Annotated in this window: 17 protein-coding genes; 12 read left to right on the top strand and 5 right to left on the bottom strand. The window is 36.4% G+C overall.

Going from position 1 to position 17181, the window contains the following annotated elements; all coding sequences use genetic code 11:
* Positions 1 to 9 precede the first annotated feature (9 nt).
* The 5 genes from BUC25_RS07025 to BUC25_RS07005 all read right to left on the bottom strand — a co-directional run bounded on the left by BUC25_RS07025 (position 10) and on the right by BUC25_RS07005 (position 4134).
* Positions 10 to 639: an LPXTG cell wall anchor domain-containing protein gene (locus BUC25_RS07025; RefSeq protein ID WP_073201119.1), complete on the bottom strand. Its 630-nt coding sequence runs from the start codon at positions 637 to 639 to the stop codon at positions 10 to 12.
* A gap of 44 nt (positions 640 to 683) precedes the next feature.
* Positions 684 to 1229, bottom strand: a complete 546-nt coding sequence (gene sipW / locus BUC25_RS07020) for a signal peptidase I SipW (protein WP_342039387.1) — start codon at positions 1227 to 1229, stop codon at positions 684 to 686.
* Entirely contained in the window at positions 1219 to 2097 is an 879-nt protein-coding gene (tapA, locus tag BUC25_RS07015; RefSeq protein ID WP_073201115.1) for an amyloid fiber anchoring/assembly protein TapA, read from the bottom strand. The genes sipW and tapA overlap by 11 nt, the downstream gene beginning before the upstream one ends.
* Before the next feature lie 105 nt (positions 2098 to 2202).
* Positions 2203 to 2814, bottom strand: a complete 612-nt coding sequence (locus BUC25_RS07010) for a TasA family protein (RefSeq protein WP_073201113.1) — start codon at positions 2812 to 2814, stop codon at positions 2203 to 2205.
* Positions 2815 to 3072: 258 nt separating this feature from the next.
* On the bottom strand, positions 3073 to 4134 hold the full coding sequence (locus BUC25_RS07005) for an NAD(P)/FAD-dependent oxidoreductase (RefSeq protein WP_073201111.1): 1062 nt from the start codon (positions 4132 to 4134) through the stop codon (positions 3073 to 3075).
* A 244-nt stretch (positions 4135 to 4378) separates the two neighbouring features.
* Here BUC25_RS07005 and BUC25_RS07000 point away from each other — a divergent pair, with 244 nt between their 5' ends.
* From BUC25_RS07000 to ftsX, 12 genes are all read left to right on the top strand, one after another.
* Positions 4379 to 5341: an AAA family ATPase gene (locus BUC25_RS07000; protein ID WP_073201109.1), complete on the top strand. Its 963-nt coding sequence runs from the start codon at positions 4379 to 4381 to the stop codon at positions 5339 to 5341.
* Positions 5338 to 6459, top strand: coding sequence for a DUF58 domain-containing protein (locus BUC25_RS06995; RefSeq protein ID WP_073201107.1), 1122 nt, complete (start codon positions 5338 to 5340; stop codon positions 6457 to 6459). The genes BUC25_RS07000 and BUC25_RS06995 overlap by 4 nt, the downstream gene beginning before the upstream one ends.
* A complete protein-coding gene (locus BUC25_RS06990; protein WP_073201105.1) occupies positions 6449 to 7759 on the top strand; it encodes a hypothetical protein in 1311 nt (436 codons plus the stop codon). Before BUC25_RS06995 ends, BUC25_RS06990 begins: the two co-directional genes overlap by 11 nt.
* Before the next feature lie 293 nt (positions 7760 to 8052).
* Positions 8053 to 8415, top strand: a complete 363-nt coding sequence (gene flaG / locus BUC25_RS06985) for a flagellar protein FlaG (protein WP_073201103.1) — start codon at positions 8053 to 8055, stop codon at positions 8413 to 8415.
* Between the two features lie 27 nt (positions 8416 to 8442).
* Positions 8443 to 8841, top strand: a complete 399-nt coding sequence (gene fliS / locus BUC25_RS06980; protein ID WP_073201101.1) for a flagellar export chaperone FliS — start codon at positions 8443 to 8445, stop codon at positions 8839 to 8841.
* The gene (gene fliT, locus BUC25_RS06975; protein WP_073201099.1) at positions 8841 to 9194 is read left to right on the top strand and encodes a flagellar protein FliT; all 354 of its coding nucleotides are present in this window, start codon (positions 8841 to 8843) and stop codon (positions 9192 to 9194) included. The genes fliS and fliT overlap by 1 nt, the downstream gene beginning before the upstream one ends.
* Positions 9195 to 9885: 691 nt before the next feature.
* The gene (hpf, locus tag BUC25_RS06970; protein WP_073201097.1) at positions 9886 to 10446 is read left to right on the top strand and encodes a ribosome hibernation-promoting factor, HPF/YfiA family; all 561 of its coding nucleotides are present in this window, start codon (positions 9886 to 9888) and stop codon (positions 10444 to 10446) included.
* A gap of 408 nt (positions 10447 to 10854) precedes the next feature.
* Positions 10855 to 13365, top strand: a complete 2511-nt coding sequence (gene secA, locus BUC25_RS06965) for a preprotein translocase subunit SecA (protein WP_073201095.1) — start codon at positions 10855 to 10857, stop codon at positions 13363 to 13365.
* Positions 13366 to 13384: 19 nt separating this feature from the next.
* A protein-coding gene (gene prfB / locus BUC25_RS06960) for a peptide chain release factor 2 (RefSeq protein ID WP_139251787.1) occupies positions 13385 to 14486 on the top strand; the annotation gives its coding sequence in 2 pieces (ribosomal slippage) (positions 13385 to 13456 and positions 13458 to 14486; 1101 coding nt in all).
* Positions 14487 to 14553: 67 nt separating this feature from the next.
* Positions 14554 to 15420 carry a YitT family protein gene (locus tag BUC25_RS06955; RefSeq protein WP_073201093.1) on the top strand — a complete coding sequence of 289 codons (867 nt, stop codon included), beginning with the start codon at positions 14554 to 14556 and terminating at the stop codon, positions 15418 to 15420.
* Positions 15421 to 15611: 191 nt separating this feature from the next.
* On the top strand, positions 15612 to 16298 hold the full coding sequence (gene ftsE, locus BUC25_RS06950; RefSeq protein ID WP_073201091.1) for a cell division ATP-binding protein FtsE: 687 nt from the start codon (positions 15612 to 15614) through the stop codon (positions 16296 to 16298).
* Positions 16288 to 17181, top strand: coding sequence for a permease-like cell division protein FtsX (gene ftsX / locus BUC25_RS06945; protein WP_073201089.1), 894 nt, complete (start codon positions 16288 to 16290; stop codon positions 17179 to 17181). The genes ftsE and ftsX overlap by 11 nt, the downstream gene beginning before the upstream one ends.

The raw sequence follows: 17181 nt of genomic DNA, 5'->3' as shown, positions 1-17181 counted from the left end.
TTATAAAAGTTATGCAAGTTTTTTCTTTTTTATAATAAGGTAAATAATACTTCCAGCAAGTAGTAAGACGATTCCGATTACTAGAAAGTTAAAAATAAAGGTAGCTGTGTCTGGAAGAAAAGAATCATTATTCATTGATTGACTGTCAGTTGATAGTGTAAATGTAGACGATTCTTCGTCGTTATCATCATGAGAAATTATTGTAATTGTTGCTTTAGTTGTCAGTCCTTGAAATTCATTACCTAATTCCGGAGGAAAGGTCAATTGCATCTTAAGTGTTTCGTCTTCATTTGCAGCCAAGGTAAGATCTTTAATCGTAGTAAAATTAGTAAGTTTATCATAAAAAAGTTGCTCATCTGTAGACTTGATTTCTATAAAAAGTTCATCATAAAACATTCTTGATCCATCTTCATACTCTATTTCTATATCATAGTTAATTTCATTATCTCGTTTGTTTGAAATAGTTAATTCTCTGTCTGCCCAATCACCTGGTTTAATATTTTCTAAATCAAATAATTGATTTGTTTCTGAAAAAGTACCTGATATATCAATAATGTTTTGTTGGCTCCCATGAACAGGAGAGGCCATGAAAAGAAAGAGGATCCATATAAAAGTGAAAAATGTGAGTATCCGCTTCAATAATACCACCTACCTTTTAATAAGCTATTTGGATTGATTTGTTTTTAACTTTCTTTGGATACTTTCTTTGATTTTCGATCCAATTCAATAATGATTTGCCATACAGTCACAATTCCATATCCCACTAACAATAGACCTGGGATGATCAATAATAATGCACTTCCAAATGGAGTTTGCATGTAATCAACCGCATAACCTATATATGGAATCGTAAATCCTGTGTATACTGCCACAACATTTTCCTGTTGAACTAATTCATTATCTGCTGCATTGTTATTATCACCTTTCGTTTCATAAAGGGTGTGCTCTCCGCTCTCAACAATATCGATAATTCTATGTGTGACAAGTGTCTCATCTTTATTTACAAAGGTAATGACATCACCGTTTTTCAATGTGTTATTATCTGAGTATTCTTCTACAGCTATAATCGATCCCGTTTGGAAAGTTGGTTCCATAGATCCTGACAATACAACTTTTAACTGCTTACCAAAAAGTTCAGGTTCACCGTCACCGAGTCGCGTAATAATTACTAAAGTCGATACTGTGATCAAAATAAGGAATAATAGAACTGTGATTGTACTACTGATCACTTTCCTTATTTTTTTCCAAATCTTCTTCTTGCTTTTCTGTTCCTTCTGGGATCGAGTCTCCATCTTGTTCACCTTCTTTTACTGTTTGTTCCTTGACATTCTCAATAGTACTTTCCGCCTCTGCATTATCGTCTTCTACTTGTTTGTCTTCTTCTTTGACAGGTTCTTCTATTGATTGTTCATCGGTTTCTTCATCATTTTGTTTATTCTCATTTTCTTCGTCTTCCTTACCAGAAGGGTCTTTTTCTTCCTCAATTACTTCTTCTTTTTCTAAGCTTTCCTCTTCGTTTTGAGGTTCAGATGTTTTGTCTTTTTCCTCAATTTCTACTTTCTCATCATTCGTTTCTTCTTCCTCTTCTTCTTCACAAATTACTGATATAGCTTCACTCCAAATGGAATGCTGAGTTTCTTCATCATCTTGATACATTGGTCGCTGATCTACCTTTAATTGATACTTTCCTTCTGAATTGACCTCAGTATCTAAGCTGTAGGTACCATTTTCAGAGATGATGGGTAAAGAACCTTCTTTTACAATTTCCCCCTCTGAGGGCTCATCTTCAGATGAATAATAGAGTTGATAAGCCGTTGTGTCTAACATGGTAAATCCTGTGTTTTTCAGTTGAAATGAAATATGTAGTGCTGGACATGCATTCATATCTTGTTCAGGCTCTTGAGTAAAAGAGAGGTCACTGCCATCCCACCATGTACCACTTTGAATTTTGAAGGTATCTCCAGATGTGTTAAAAAACTTAGCATCAGTATAGGTAGCTAAGAAGGATAAACCTAATACTCCGAATATCAATATAGAAATTGCTAAATTCAAGTGTTTTCTTTTTATCATACGTTTTAGAGTAGTTATGTATTTCATCGCATTCCCTCCCAAATAGTTAATACATACCATTCCTATACATAATTGGCCTGAATTATGTATAGGAATAGGGGAGAGAATTGACTTCTCTCCCACTTAAATTAATTATCTAGATTCTCCCTCTGTTTGCATTGCTTCAAATGTCCATTCAAGCTCTAAAGAATCTCCTTGGAACTCATTTTGATCTTCGCCATTGTCTACAAATTCAAATTGAACGTATAGCGTATCGCTATTACCACTCACTAAGCCAGCTTCTTCTTCAAACCACGGAAGGAAGATGTTGTTTGCAACAGTATCAGGAGACATAGACTGTAAATCAGAAAGTGTCGTTTGGAAGGCTACCTGATCAGGTGATAAAGGTCCGGCTAAAGCTTTGTCTTCATTCCAGAAGAAGTTAACACGGATATGATCACCGAAATCTTCATTATTATCTTCTTGAGCATCACTTACAGTATAGTCAGTGGATAATTCAATTGTTGAAATGTCTAATGAACCGATATTTTCAAGTTCAAAAGAGCGATTCATCCAATCCCCTGGCTTAATATTATCGACATCAATAATAGTGGTAGGATTAACTGCTAAATCTAGCGTACCTGCTGAAAACGTGTTATTAGTCACTTCTGTATCACTAAAATACGCATATGTACCTCCTCCTACAAGTGCTAAACCAAGTGCAGCCGACGCCAAACCTAGACCTAATTTTTTCTTCAATGACATTAATAATTCCTCCTTAAATTTTTGTTCTCTATTAAGAACTGCAAATTAATAATACTATTTTAATTTAAAGAAATAAAGTCTTGAAAAAGCTTAAAAAAGCCTATTTCGATCTTTATAACGAACTATATCTTGGATTTTCTCTTGTTTTCAATGGATTTCTATCTTTTTTAAATTATTTGTTCTTTGTAGCGATCAAAATAATCGAAAAACAGACACGCTATTACAAACGTGTCTGTTTTCAAACTGTATATTTGTCTATTAATGTCGTTTATTTAACCACAGTACCCCGGATTTGGCTAAACGAGGTAATAGTCCTGTTACAGGTTGGCGATACATATTTCCAAAACCATCTGATTTTCCTAGTGAGCCTAATTGGCCTTTTAATTTAATCGCATTTGGTTTTCGTGGCTCTTTTCCTTTTAATACATCTGCTAATACATCTCCTATTTGTTCGCCCTGAACCCCAGCAAGCTGAGCACTAGGGGAATAGGTAGATGAAGCACAATCCCCAACGACATAAACATGTGGGTGAGAAGGTACTTGATAAAAATCATTTACAATAATTTTTTCTTGGCGATCCTTTTCAAAAGGCAAGCTTCTTACTAAATAATTTGGTCGAACTCCTGCAGTCCAAATAATCACATCGCTATCTATACCTTCACCATTATTATAAAAAATACCTTCTGCCACTAGTTCTACATTCGAATGATGCAGTATTTCTACGTCGTTTTTTTGGAACCAGTCTTCCACATAGGATTGTACTTTTTCATCGAAGGCAGAGAGCACCGATGCACCTCGATCTAACAACCGTATGTTTAAATCTGGACGACTTTCTCTGATTTCTGAAGCAACTTCAATCCCACTCAGACCAGCTCCCACTACAGATACTTGACTGTAGGCAGAAGAGTTGTTTACCTTGAAGCTTGCTCGCCTTGCTTTTGTAATCGTCTGAACACTCTCCGTATATTCCATTGCACCTTGAACACCATGATAATTGTCTTCACAACCAAGTCCAATCAGCAAATAGTCGTATTCTACGGGCACCTCTTTCTCTCTGATGCGGATTCGTTCGTTTTCCGTATCAATTTCTAGAATTTCACCAAATTCATAGTTAATCTGTTCATGAATAGGGAAATCAATTCGGACTTCCTTATCCGCTTTCGTGCCTGCCGTAACAGCATAAAATTCTGTTTTCAATGAATGATACGGGTTCCGGTCAATCACGGTTATTTGTACATCTCGTGGTATTTCGTTATCCATTAATTGATGCAAGGCGTTCATTCCACCGTAGCCTCCACCTATTAAAACAACTTTTTTCATTATTGCAAATCCCCTGTCTATCATAAAATCAAGTTCTTTATAATTGTTTTTACTTTACTGATCTATAAATAGACTACCAAAATTAGTTCAAAAAAACTATTAAAAACTGTAAAAAAAGCTTGATAACTAAGTGTTTAATTATTCTGAAAATTCAAGTGTAATATTTTGCCTATTACTATAAGAAATGTTATAAAAGTAGAAAGGGACTTGTAAGCGCAAACATATATTGAAGGAGTTTTTACTGATGGAATTAAACGAAATACAGCATGTAACAAGTAAAATAAAAGCGAACGTTAATCAAGTAGTGGTAGGACAAGAAGATACCATTGATCTTTTGTTAGTGGCGATGATCTCTTCTGGTCATGTACTATTGGAGGATGTACCGGGTACAGGAAAAACCTTAATGGCCAAATCGTTAGCAAAGTCATTATCCGGTGACTTTAAACGGATTCAATTTACGCCAGATTTGTTACCAACAGACATCACCGGTATTCATTTCTATAGTCAACAAAAAGGCGAGTTCGAGTTTAGACCAGGTCCGATATTCACAAATATATTACTAGCAGACGAAATTAATCGTGCCACACCTCGGACGCAATCCAGTTTGTTAGAGAGTATGGAAGAACGTCAAGTAACGATTGACGGAAATACCCATACGTTAGAAAAACCATTTTTGGTAATAGCGACACAAAATCCGATTGAGAGTCAAGGGACTTTTCCATTACCTGAAGCGCAATTAGACCGGTTTTTATTAAAAATAAATATGGGCTATCCCACTCGTGAAGAAGGACTCGAAATATTAAAACGATTTAAAGCAGTCAACCCATTAGAAACATTACAATCAATTCTTTCTGTTGAAGACATCATTAAAATGCAACAGGTGTATAGTCAGGTTGAAGTGAATGAAGATGTCTTGCAATATTTAATAGATGTAGTTGAACAAACTCGTAAACATGAAAGTGTGGCACTGGGTGTAAGTCCACGCGGAAGTCAAGCATTATTAAAAGCTGTACAAGTGTATGCTTTATTACAAGGTCGTACCTATGTGATACCTGATGATATTAAAAAGATGGCAAAGCCTGTACTAAGCCATCGCATCGTATTAGCGCAACGTATTGGAATCAAACAAGGAGAGGTAGAAGCGGTATTGACGGATGTCTTAGGACAAGTTCCGGTGCCAACAGAGAAGGCAGGCATGAATGCATGAATATCGCATGGGTCATCGTAGTATTACTGATTATTGTTTTTTTGCAAGGTTTGCTCTATGGAAAAGTTGGTTTACGAGGTATTACATATAAGCGAGCTTTTACTCAAACAACCGTTTTTGAAGGTGAAAAAATTGAGATGGTCGATGAAATAGCTAATAAAAAGCTGTTGCCTATACCATGGATTCGTTTAGAGTCGAAAATGAGTCCTTATCTTGTCACACAATCGGATCGTGATCTACGGAAGGAAGAAGGAGAGATGTTTCACCGCACCCTTTTTAGTCTATTACCTTATCAAAAGATCACGCGACGACATCAATTAATTGGCATGAAAAGAGGGTATTACCCTCTGAATACTGTATCAGTAACTACCGGTGATGGCATCGGCTTTGGTGAGGTATTTGACTCATTTGAAGCGAGTACAGCTGTCACGGTTTATCCTTCTATCGTTTCACTGGAGGATATTCCTCTACCTTCACATAGCTGGTTAGGCGATATTATTGTAAAACGTTGGATTGTCGAAGATCCCTTTTTGCAAGCGGGAATTCGTGAATATCAGCAAGGGGATCCTTTAAATTCGATTAACTGGAAAGCAACGGCCAGAACACAAGATTTACAAATTAACAAAAAGGATTTTACGGCCGATCACCATTTAATGATTTATGTTAATTTCGATACTAATGAAGACATTCGGATGCCGATTGAACAGCCAGAGATAATTGAAAAAGGATTGTCTTATGCGGCGTCACTTGCCAATTATGCAATTGAACAAGGGATATCAACAGGCTTTGGCTGTAATGGCTATTATGTGGAACCATTTACAAACACGACAGAACGAATTAAACCTTCTATTCGGGTAGAACCGTCCAATAGTGGTCAGCAGGCTGCCTATATTTTGGATGCCATTGCAAAAGTTAAAATGGATCGTAGCCGTAATTTCAGGGCTTTTTTGCAGGAGGATGTTGAGAATGGCTTAACCAAAACAGATATTATTATTTTCACCCTTAATCGTACTGAAAAAATGGAAAGAAATATAGCTAAATTAGAGAGTAACGGTAATGCAGTGGAAGTGGTTTTATTAGATGATAGAAAAAAAGGTGGTGAGGCACATGCCAGTTAACATAAGAAATCACCTTGCCTCGATTTTCCATGGAGTCGTGGAATTTATCGGATTCTTTCCTGTTTTTTTGTTAGTGGCGGTGCTTTTTTTCGATACGCCGGACAGATACTTCTGGTATATAGCTTTATTGGCATTGTTTGTCGCCTGTTATTTTGTTCGTCTGTTGATTAAAAATCGCTGGAATGTATTGGTTATAGCCATTGTGTTGACAATATTTACAAATATGTTGGTAATGACCTCTGTTTGGTCTCTTATTCCCGGAATATTAATAGGATTTGTTGTATCATTCAGAGGAATTCAGCATGCTGAAAATGAATGGGAAGATATATTACCGAGCCGAATATTTTGGGCAGTCAGTATGCCTATATATTTTGTTGGATACATTTTGTTTATTAATCTGGATACGCTAGCAGCCTATCAATCTCAAATTAGTTATGTTGGTTTCTTATTTATTATCATCATGCTGTTTATCACTAATCAAGAGCATTTACAAAAGGAATCTTTAGCAAGTGGTAAAAAGAAAAAGATTGGTGGGGAAATTACAAGATTAAATCGAATTTATTTAGTATTAACACTCTTTTTAGTTTTTGCGATTACTAATTTTCAAGTAGTACAGGCAGCGGTTTACAATGGTGTACGGTCGATGATTGAATCAGTGATGTGGTTCGCTTCTTTATTTGGAAATGATTCCGAACCAATTCAGGATGAACCACAAGCAAATGAGATGCCTGCTTTTCCACAAGCGGAGTCAGAGCCTTCAAAATTTGCTGGTTGGACAGACCAAATTATGTATATCATTGGTATTGTTATGGCGATTTGCTTAGTATTGTTGTTCCTTGCATTATTATTTAAGAAATCCCGAGATTTGCTAAAACGGATTGTTCGTTCTCTTTGGGCAATAATCAAAAACATCACCGGTAAGAGAGATTTAGCTGAAACAACTGACTATCAGGATGAAAAGGAGAACTTGTTTGATTGGAGAAAATGGCGTAAAGAAAATCAGGAAAAAATAGGTGAAGCTTTTCGAAGAATAACAAAGAGTAAGCCGAAATTTGAACAAATGACGAAAGAAGAGAAAGTGCGATTTTTATATCGCTTAGTTGCTCTTGATTTAAAAAAACAAGAAAAGTGGCGAGCGTCACTTACAGCTCATGAAGTCTTAGCTTTAAATGAAAAAGATCAATTGCTGAAAAGACTTGAAAATATGTATGACGATATACGGTATGGAAATAAAAATATAGCACAGGAGGATGAACAGCCGTTATGCGAGATATGGCGAAAGTTAAAAGAACAAAAATAACTGTCTAATGTATTAGTAAAAAAATTCCTATTTCATCAGTTTTCTATGTGAAACTTCCTCTGAGTTGAAGGCACATATTCCAATATGATATTTTTGCTCTATTAAACATGTGATGGGATTGTCCGATAATAATGAATTTATAGGACGTGCCTAAAAGGATAAACATGAAAAGGAATCTGGATAATCTGGATTCCTTTTATGTATATATTAGGTTTATTTTAGAAAAAACTAAACCTTTTCGAAACATAATCCGATAATAAAATAAACAACTGAATAAGGAGATGAATTTTGTCATGGAAGTTGGTAAAATGATCACTGGGTCTCCACTCATGCAAACAGAACAGACAATTGAGCAATCCACATCCGCAAGAGAGCGATCCAATAACCATGAACAAGAAAAAATAAAATTATTGAATGGACAGGAAGAATTGTCGAGAGAGCAGGCAAAAAGTATGGTCGATGGTCTTAATTCATTTTTAGAACCATCTAATACGAGTATTCGTTATGAGTTGCACGATAAATTAGACCGTTATTATGTCACAGTAGTTGACGAACAAACGGAAGAGGTTGTAAGAGAGATCCCACCTAAAAAACTGTTAGATGTTTATGCATCCATGGCAGAATTAATGGGATTTATAGTAGATGAAAAAATTTAAGAAAGATACTAGAGGAGCGTCCGATTTATGGCTTACCAGCAATATCAAGCATACCAGAATAATTCAGTCAACACAGCAACACCAGGTGAATTAACCTTAATGTTATACAATGGTTGCTTAAAATTTATCAAGCAAGCCAAAAAAGCTATTGAAAATAATGAACATGAAACTAAAAATGTGATGATTCAAAAAACGCAAAATATCATACGGGAATTGATGGTAACGTTAGATCAAGAAGCCCCAATTACCAAAGAGATTATGCCATTATATGATTTCGCTTATCATGCTCTAACACAAGCAAACGTAAAAAACGATCTGGATCAACTCGAACAAGCGAGAGAGATTATTCAGGATTTTCGTGATACTTGGAAAGAAGTTATCAAGCAAGAGCGAATCCGTCAATATGGGCAAGGTGTTAACGCCTAATGGATGCAATTGGCAAATATATTGAAAAAACCGAGAAAATGATCAAGCTTTTGGAAAAACCATTAAAAAATGAACAACGGGAAAAGGCAATTGAAACTATTAATCAATTGATCGAAGAAAGAGAAATTATCACGAAACAAATCAAAGGTCCTTTTTCAACCTCCGAACAAGAGCTTGGTAAAGAGGCGCTAGTATTGGACCAGCAATTATCCAATTCCATGGAGCAAGTATATCAACATTTAAAGAAAGATATTCGTAATGCAAAAAAACAACCACGATCTAATAATTCCTATTTAAATCCATATAAAAACGTCGCAAGCTTTGACGGAAGGTTTCTTGATTCCAAGAAATAACAAGACCACTGATGCGCAGTGGTCTTTATTTTTGTACAGTCAACAATTTCCTGTGCATAAGAAAGATTATGCGACATAACTTTTGTAGTCATTATGAGATGATGTATGTGGGTAGAATCCGCTACGGCTTGCCCTTCAGCTAACTTTTTCAAGCAAAAACCGCATGGAAAAGTGGATCTTCAGGGAAAACGATCTCACAGGAGTGGAAGTGGCCGCCTACGCTTAGGGGGACTCTACAATTATTGTAAATGCGAATATTTTTGGATTATTACAATTAGACAATAAGCCAGCTTATATTAATAAAAATGATCTAACTATAGATTGAAAAGGAAATAGTAAATACGCCAACATGATTATTCTTGCTTGAGTTGCAGAGTATAAAAAAGCGCCGGCGTCGGCTTCCACTCCTGCGGGATGTTTTATCCGAAGATCCACTTTTTAAGTGCCCTTTGCTTAAAAAGTTAGCTGAGGAGAAAAACCCGCAGAAAGGGAAGCCGACAAGCCGAAGCGGTAGCAAAGCACATATAAAATCTCATAATTACCACTACAATAGTGTCGTTAATCCCATGTAAAGATTTTGTTAAAAATTCATCACATATATTGACTTATTATTCGTTTAAAGAGTCGTAGTTGTGGTATTATAGATATATAGCTTATTATAGCTTTATAGTTTGAAAGGAGGACACTTTTTATGAAATACAACATCCGTGGAGAAAATGTAGAAGTGACCAATTCAATTAAGGAGTATGTCGAGAGAAAAATCGGCAAACTGGAAAGATATTTTGATACTCCTCCCGCTTCTGATGTAAATGTAAACATAAGTGTCTATAATGACGAGCAACAAATCGAAGTTACAATTCCGATGACAAACCTGTTATTAAGAGCAGAAGAACAACACATTGATTTGTATGCAGCGATCGATCTTGTTGTTGACAAACTAGAAAGGCAAATTCGTAAGCATAAAACAAAAGTAAATCGTAAATTCCGCCAGCAAGGTGCTCCTAAGCATGTATTTGCGGAACTGGAAAATGAAGCATTAAAAGCTCGAGAACAAGAAGAATTCGATGATGATGAATTAGAAATTGTGAGAACGAAACGATTTGATTTAAAACCAATGGATTCTGAAGAAGCAGTATTGCAAATGGACATGTTGGGACATGCTTTCTTCGTTTTTGAGAATTCTATTACAGGTAATACCAATGTGGTATATAGACGTCGAGATGGCAGATATGGTTTGATTGAACCAAGCTAATAATACTTAATTAAAAGCGACCTAATATGGGTCGCTTTTTTACGTTGTTTCACACTAGCTATCTTGTACATTTTCTTATAAGTATACAAAATAATTTTTTTACACTAGAGAAAAGATCTAAAAAGCAATAATCTTTCCTTATAAAAATCATTTCCACTTTATAGTTACTTATGAAAATCTAAATATAGTAATTTTGTGCAATGCTCCTACTATGTTATAACTAGATTAGCTCCTTTCGAAATGGTGTAAATCATTTCGCCTCTTACCTTAGTGAAGCAGTCTGATTTATGACTGCTTCCTCTTTCACTTAGCCGATTGTTGTAATTTTTATAAAGCTAGTGTTATGATAAGTATGGAAATTATTTAATATTTCGTGTATCGATTTTAAGATAAAGAGGAGCGGCTAGAATGCGTGAATTATTAAAGAAAGTATTCGGTGATGGTAACCAACGACAATTAAAAAACTTAGAGAAGATTGCAGATGAAATAGAGGCGTTAGAACCATCGATTCAATTACTGTCAGATCATGAACTTGCCAATAAAACGGAATCATTTAAAGAAAGATATCAACAAGGTGAATCATTGGATGATTTATTAGCAGAAGCATATGCTGTTGTACGTGAAGCAGCAAATCGTGTATTAGGTATGCGTCCATTTTATGTACAGTTATTAGGTGCAATTGCGATGCATAAGGGCGATATTGCAGAGATGAAAACAGGGGAAGGTAAGACACTTGCCTCCACCATGCCTGCTTATTTAAATGCGATTACAGGAAAAGGTGTGCACATTATCACGGTGAACGATTATTTAGCAGATCGTGATGCGCGTGAAATGGGAGAGTTATATCAATTTTTAGGTTTAACAGTAGGATTCAACCAAAATGGTATGTCGAAAGAAGATAAAAGAGAAGCATACCTGGCTGACATTACATATGGTACAAATAATGAATATGGTTTTGATTACTTAAGAGATAATATGGTCCTGTACAAAGAACAGATGGTGCAGCGTCCTTTACACTTTGCCATTATTGATGAGGTCGACTCGATTTTAATTGATGAAGCACGTACACCGCTAATTATTTCAGGAACTGCTCAAAAATCAGCAAACCTATATCAGCAAGCAAATGCTTTTGTACGTACGCTTCAAAATGAAGAAGATTATACTTATGATGAAAAATCGAAAGGTGTGCAGCTTACAGAAGAAGGGATAAATAAAGCAGAAGGATTCTTTAGCATTGAAAACCTTTTTGATTTAAATCATGTGACATTAACACATCATATTAATCAAGCACTGAAAGCACATGTTGCCATGCAACGAGATACAGATTATGTAGTCGAAGAAGATCAAGTGGTGATTGTCGATCAATTTACAGGACGTTTAATGAAAGGTCGTCGTTACAGTGACGGTCTTCACCAAGCGATCGAAGCAAAAGAAGGGCTTCAGATCCAAAATGAAAGTATGACCCTTGCGTCCATCACCTTTCAAAATTACTTCCGTATGTACGAGAAGCTGGCCGGTATGACAGGTACAGCGAAAACTGAGGAAGAAGAATTTCGTAACATTTACGCGATGGATGTTGTTGCGATACCAACGAATCAGCCGATTATACGTGAAGATAAAGCCGATTTAATCTATAAGTCAATGGACGGCAAATTTAAAGCTGTTGTAGAAGAGATTAAAGGTCGTTATGAAAAAGGGCAACCAGTATTAGTAGGTACAGTTGCAGTTGAAACGTCCGAATTAATTTCAAAGCTATTATCTCGTGCCGGTGTCAAACATAATGTATTAAATGCAAAAAATCATTATCGTGAAGCAGAAATCATCGAGAATGCTGGCCAACCAAAAGCAGTAACGATTGCGACAAATATGGCTGGTCGTGGTACCGATATTAAACTGGGTACAGGTGTGACGGAAGTAGGTGGACTTGCCGTTATTGGTACAGAACGACATGAATCACGCCGTATTGATAATCAGCTGCGTGGTCGTGCTGGTCGTCAAGGAGATCCTGGTGTGACTCAATTCTACCTTTCGATGGAAGATGAATTAATGCGTCGCTTTGGTTCAGATAATATGAAGAATATGATGGAACGTTTAGGGATGGATGACACGCAGCCAATTGAGAGTAAGATGGTATCACGAGCAGTGGAATCCGCACAGAAGCGTGTCGAAGGGAATAACTTTGATGCGCGTAAAACGATTCTGTCGTATGATGATGTCTTACGTCAGCAACGTGAAATTATCTACAAACAACGTTTTGATGTGATTGATTCTAATAACTTACGAGAAATTATTGAACAAATGATTCAAACTACAGTGGAAAGTGCGGTTGATACGTACATGGCTGATGAAGTTCCAGAAAACTGGAACATCTCTGGCTTAACCGAGTACCTCCACGGCACATTAATAGAATCTGACTGGATCACCGAGGATGACCTTAATGATAAGGAAAAAGATGAAGTGATCGATCTAATTATTAGTAAAGTAAAAGAAAAGTATGATCAAAAAGAAGAAGAATTAACACCTGAAAAAATGCGTGAATTTGAGAAAGTAATCCTTTTACGTACAGTCGATACGAAATGGATGGACCATATTGATCAAATGGATCAACTTCGTCAAGGGATTCATTTACGTGCGTATGGACAAAATGATCCGTTACGTGAATATCAAATGGAAGGTTTCGCCATGTTTGAACAAATGGTGGCAGCTATTAACGAAGAAGTATCCAAATATGTGATGAAAGCACAAATTCGTGAAAACTTAAAACGGGAAGCAGTTGTAAAAGATACACAAGCTGTCTCTGGTGGCAATCAGGAAAAGAAAAAAGTAAAAAAACCATTTGTAAAAGCACAAACGGTCGGAAGAAATGATCCATGCCCATGCGGTAGTGGTAAAAAGTATAAAAATTGTCATGGACGCTAAGCTTAAATGAGGTGAAATGATGGAATTAGTAGAAATAAGACAAGAACTAGATAAAATGGCAAATCGTATAGCGGACTTTAGGGGGTCTCTTTGACTTAGAAGCAAAGAGAGCTCGTATTGCCGAGTTGGATGAAATGATGTCAGACCCGAGCTTTTGGGATGACCAAGGAGCAGCTCAAAAAACTATTAATGAAGCGAATGGCATCAAAGAGCTGGTAAATGCATTTGATCGAAATGAAGAATCGTTGGAAAATGCTGAGGTTTCGTACGAATTAGTTAAAGAAGAAGACGATGAAGATTTACGTGAAGATCTGGAAGGTGAAGTGCTCGCTTTGACAGAAGCATTAAATCGCTTTGAATTGTTTATTCTTTTAAGTGAACCATATGACAAAAATAATGCGATTCTCGAATTACATCCAGGTGCAGGTGGCACAGAATCACAAGACTGGGCGAGCATGTTGCTTCGTATGTATACGAGATGGGCCGAATCAAAAGGATTTAAAGTTGATACGGTTGATTATCTTCCAGGTGATGAGGCAGGTGTCAAAAGTGTGACATTACTGATTAAGGGACATAATGCCTATGGCTACCTTAAAGCAGAAAAAGGCGTGCACCGTCTTGTACGAATTTCACCTTTTGATTCATCTGGTCGCCGTCACACATCTTTTGTTTCTTGTGATGTGACACCAGAGCTTGATGATGATATCGATATTGATATTCAAACAGAGGATCTAAAAATTGATACCTATCGTTCCAGTGGTGCAGGTGGTCAGCATGTTAACACGACCGACTCTGCGGTAAGAATTACGCACCTTCCGACCAATACGGTTGTCACCTGTCAATCAGAGCGATCTCAAATCAAGAATAGAGATCAAGCAATGAAGATGCTGAAAGCGAAACTATATCAACTTGAAATTGAAAAACAAAGACAGGAAATGGCTGAAATTCGTGGAGAACAAAAAGAAATTGGCTGGGGTAGTCAAATTCGTTCCTATGTTTTTCACCCATATTCGATGGTGAAAGATCACCGTACAGACTATGAAACAGGAAACAGTCAGGCAGTTATGGACGGTGAATTAGACAATTTTATCGATGCTTATTTACGTTCTGTAATGAACTAATCCAAGCGAGCAAAAGGGGAATCGTTTCCTTTTGCTCGTTTTTACTGTGAAAAAGGAGTGTACTAACATGATTGCAAGATATAGACGAAAACAAATGCCTAATATGTTACGACAGACCTTGGATTACACTTATGTACTCATTGGTGCCTTTTTTGTCGCGATAGCGTTTAATGTATTTCTATTACCAAATGAAATCGCATCTGGCGGTGTCGCGGGTGTCAGTACGATTACAAAGTCGTTATTTAATTGGGAACCATCCATTGTACAATGGGCCCTTAACATACCACTATTTATCGCTGGTATTATAATTTTAGGTAAAAACTTTGGTGCTAAATCTTTAGTGGGAACAGTGGTTTTACCTTTTTACGTATTCTTAACAAAAGATGTTCAGCCTGCTACAGAAGAACCGTTATTAGCAGCCATATTTGGTGGAATGATCGTTGGAATTGGGATTGGTATTGTATTTCGTGGGAAAGCCTCCACAGGTGGAATAGATTTAGCTGCTCAAATTTTACACAAATATACTGGATTACCATTAGGCGTATGCCTGGCTATGTTTGATGGTCTTATTGTATTGACAGCGTCCTTAGTTTTTTCTTTAGAACAGGGCTTATATGCAATTATTGCTTTATTTGTCACTAGTCGTACGATCGATTTTGTGCAAGTAGGACTAAATACCTCAAAAAATATTATGGTAATCACGAATCAACCTGAACAAGTTCGTCGAATTCTGTTGAATGATATTGATAGAGGTGTTACTATTTTTAATGGTTCTGGTGGTTATACAGACGAAGATCGTAAAGTTTTAATGTGTGTGGTTCATCAGAATGAATTTAGTAAAACAACAAGAGCAGTTAAATTAATTGACCCCAATGCATTTGTAGTAGCAATGAACGCAACGGAAGTGTTAGGTGAAGGTTTCAAACGGTCCTAATTGATTTAAAAACCACAAGTTTCCAGTATGTTCCAGCATTTTTTGGTGAAATTGAAATAAAAATGTAATATAATTTTTAGTAAAAAATAGCGAAAATGATGTTATAATGTAGTCAGCGTGATACGAAATCGGGGAATTTATTCCATTTTTCGTTGAAATGTACTATAATATGATAAAAAGGTGATTACTTTATGATAGAGATGCAAGATGTGTATATGACATACCCTAATGGTGTAGTAGCTCTTAACGGGGTCAATGTAACTATAGAGCAAGGAGAATTTGTTTACATAGTAGGTCCGAGCGGTGCAGGTAAATCAACTTTCACCAAAATGTTATTCCGTGAGACAGTACCGACAGATGGAACTGTACAAGTTAATAATAAAGATTTGATAAAGCTAAAATGGAAGGAAGTTCCTTACTTCAGAAGAAATATCGGGGTTGTTTACCAAGATTTCCGTTTATTGCCGAAGTTAACCGTCTATGAGAATATTGCATTCGCTTTAGAAGTGATAGAAGAAACACCAAAAAATATTCGAAAACGTGTGATGAGTGTGTTAGATCAGGTTGGTTTAAAGAATAAAGCACGATTTATACCTGATGAACTATCCGGTGGAGAACAGCAACGGGTCGCAATAGCACGGGCTATGGTAAATCGTCCCGCACTGTTAATTGCTGACGAACCAACTGGTAACTTAGACCCGGACACATCATGGGAAATAATGTCGATTTTAGAAGAAATTAATGCAAGTGGTACAACCATCTTAATGGCTACACATAGTAAGGAAATTGTTAACACAGTAAAAAAACGTGTAATTGCTATGGAAGACGGTAGAATTGTACGCGATGAGCATCGAGGAGAGTATGGTTATGAAATTTAATACGGTGAAGCGACATTTCAAAGAAGGTGCGAGAAACACTTGGCGCAATGGTTGGATGACAGTAGCTTCTGTAGGTGCAGTAACAACAACACTCATCTTGGTAGGTGTATTCCTTGTATTGATGCTCAATCTGAATCACATTGCAGGTGAGTTAGAAAAAGATGTTCAAATAAAAGCATTGGTCGAAATAACAGCTGAAGAGATAGATGTTGATCAGATCGAAGAAGAAATAAGCGGTATCTCAGGTGTGCAGAGCATTGAATTTCTTACCAAGGAAGAAGAATTGGAAAACTTAATGGAAAGTATGGGTGATCAAGGACAAGCCTGGGGATTGTATGAACAGGATAATCCATTGAATGATGCATTTGTTGTAAAAGCAACAGACCCACTTGAAACCGAAAGAATCGCAAATGAAATTGAACAAATCGATTCTATTTATCGAGTTAATTATGGACAAGAATATGTAGACAGTTTGTTTAAATTCAATGAATATGCAAGGAATATTGGTCTTGCATTAATAATATCATTAGTTTTCACCGCGATATTCTTAATCTCAAACACTATTAAGATAACAATTTTAGCACGTAAAAAAGAGATTGGGATTATGAAGCTGGTAGGAGCAACAAATAACTTTATCAGATGGCCATTCTTTGTGGAAGGTATGTTGTTAGGTGTTTTTGGAAGCCTACTACCGATTGCGGTTATATTAGTTGGTTATTATTTCTTAACACAGAATTTAGATATATTGCAACAATTTGATTTTGTGACGATACTTCCTTTTTATCCATTTGCCATTCAAGTATCAGCTTTAATAATTGGGATTGGCGCAACAATTGGTGTTTGGGGAAGCTTAATGAGTGTACGTAAGTTTTTAAAAGTCTGA

Source organism: Gracilibacillus kekensis (genome assembly GCF_900143085.1).
GTDB lineage: Bacteria > Bacillota > Bacilli > Bacillales > Amphibacillaceae > Gracilibacillus > Gracilibacillus kekensis.
Note: the sequence above shows the minus strand (reverse complement) of the source record. Positions and strands in the feature narration are given on the sequence as shown.

Bases quoted from the DNA above. Each gene is read 5' to 3' on its own strand.
- BUC25_RS07000 (WP_073201109.1), top strand. From the start codon at position 4,379: ATGGAATTAAACGAAATACAGCATGTAACAAGTAAAATAAAAGCGAAC.
- BUC25_RS06990 (WP_073201105.1), top strand. From the start codon at position 6,449: ATGCCAGTTAACATAAGAAATCACCTTGCCTCGATTTTCCATGGAGTC.
- ftsE (WP_073201091.1), top strand. From the start codon at position 15,612: ATGATAGAGATGCAAGATGTGTATATGACATACCCTAATGGTGTAGTA.
- flaG (WP_073201103.1), top strand. From the start codon at position 8,053: ATGGAAGTTGGTAAAATGATCACTGGGTCTCCACTCATGCAAACAGAA.
- secA (WP_073201095.1), top strand. From the start codon at position 10,855: ATGCGTGAATTATTAAAGAAAGTATTCGGTGATGGTAACCAACGACAA.
- ftsX (WP_073201089.1), top strand. From the start codon at position 16,288: ATGAAATTTAATACGGTGAAGCGACATTTCAAAGAAGGTGCGAGAAAC.
- fliT (WP_073201099.1), top strand. From the start codon at position 8,841: ATGGATGCAATTGGCAAATATATTGAAAAAACCGAGAAAATGATCAAG.
- tapA (WP_073201115.1), bottom strand. From the start codon at position 2,097: ATGAAATACATAACTACTCTAAAACGTATGATAAAAAGAAAACACTTG.
- hpf (WP_073201097.1), top strand. From the start codon at position 9,886: ATGAAATACAACATCCGTGGAGAAAATGTAGAAGTGACCAATTCAATT.
- BUC25_RS07010 (WP_073201113.1), bottom strand. From the start codon at position 2,814: ATGTCATTGAAGAAAAAATTAGGTCTAGGTTTGGCGTCGGCTGCACTT.
- BUC25_RS06995 (WP_073201107.1), top strand. From the start codon at position 5,338: ATGAATATCGCATGGGTCATCGTAGTATTACTGATTATTGTTTTTTTG.
- BUC25_RS07005 (WP_073201111.1), bottom strand. From the start codon at position 4,134: ATGAAAAAAGTTGTTTTAATAGGTGGAGGCTACGGTGGAATGAACGCC.
- fliS (WP_073201101.1), top strand. From the start codon at position 8,443: ATGGCTTACCAGCAATATCAAGCATACCAGAATAATTCAGTCAACACA.
- BUC25_RS06955 (WP_073201093.1), top strand. From the start codon at position 14,554: ATGATTGCAAGATATAGACGAAAACAAATGCCTAATATGTTACGACAG.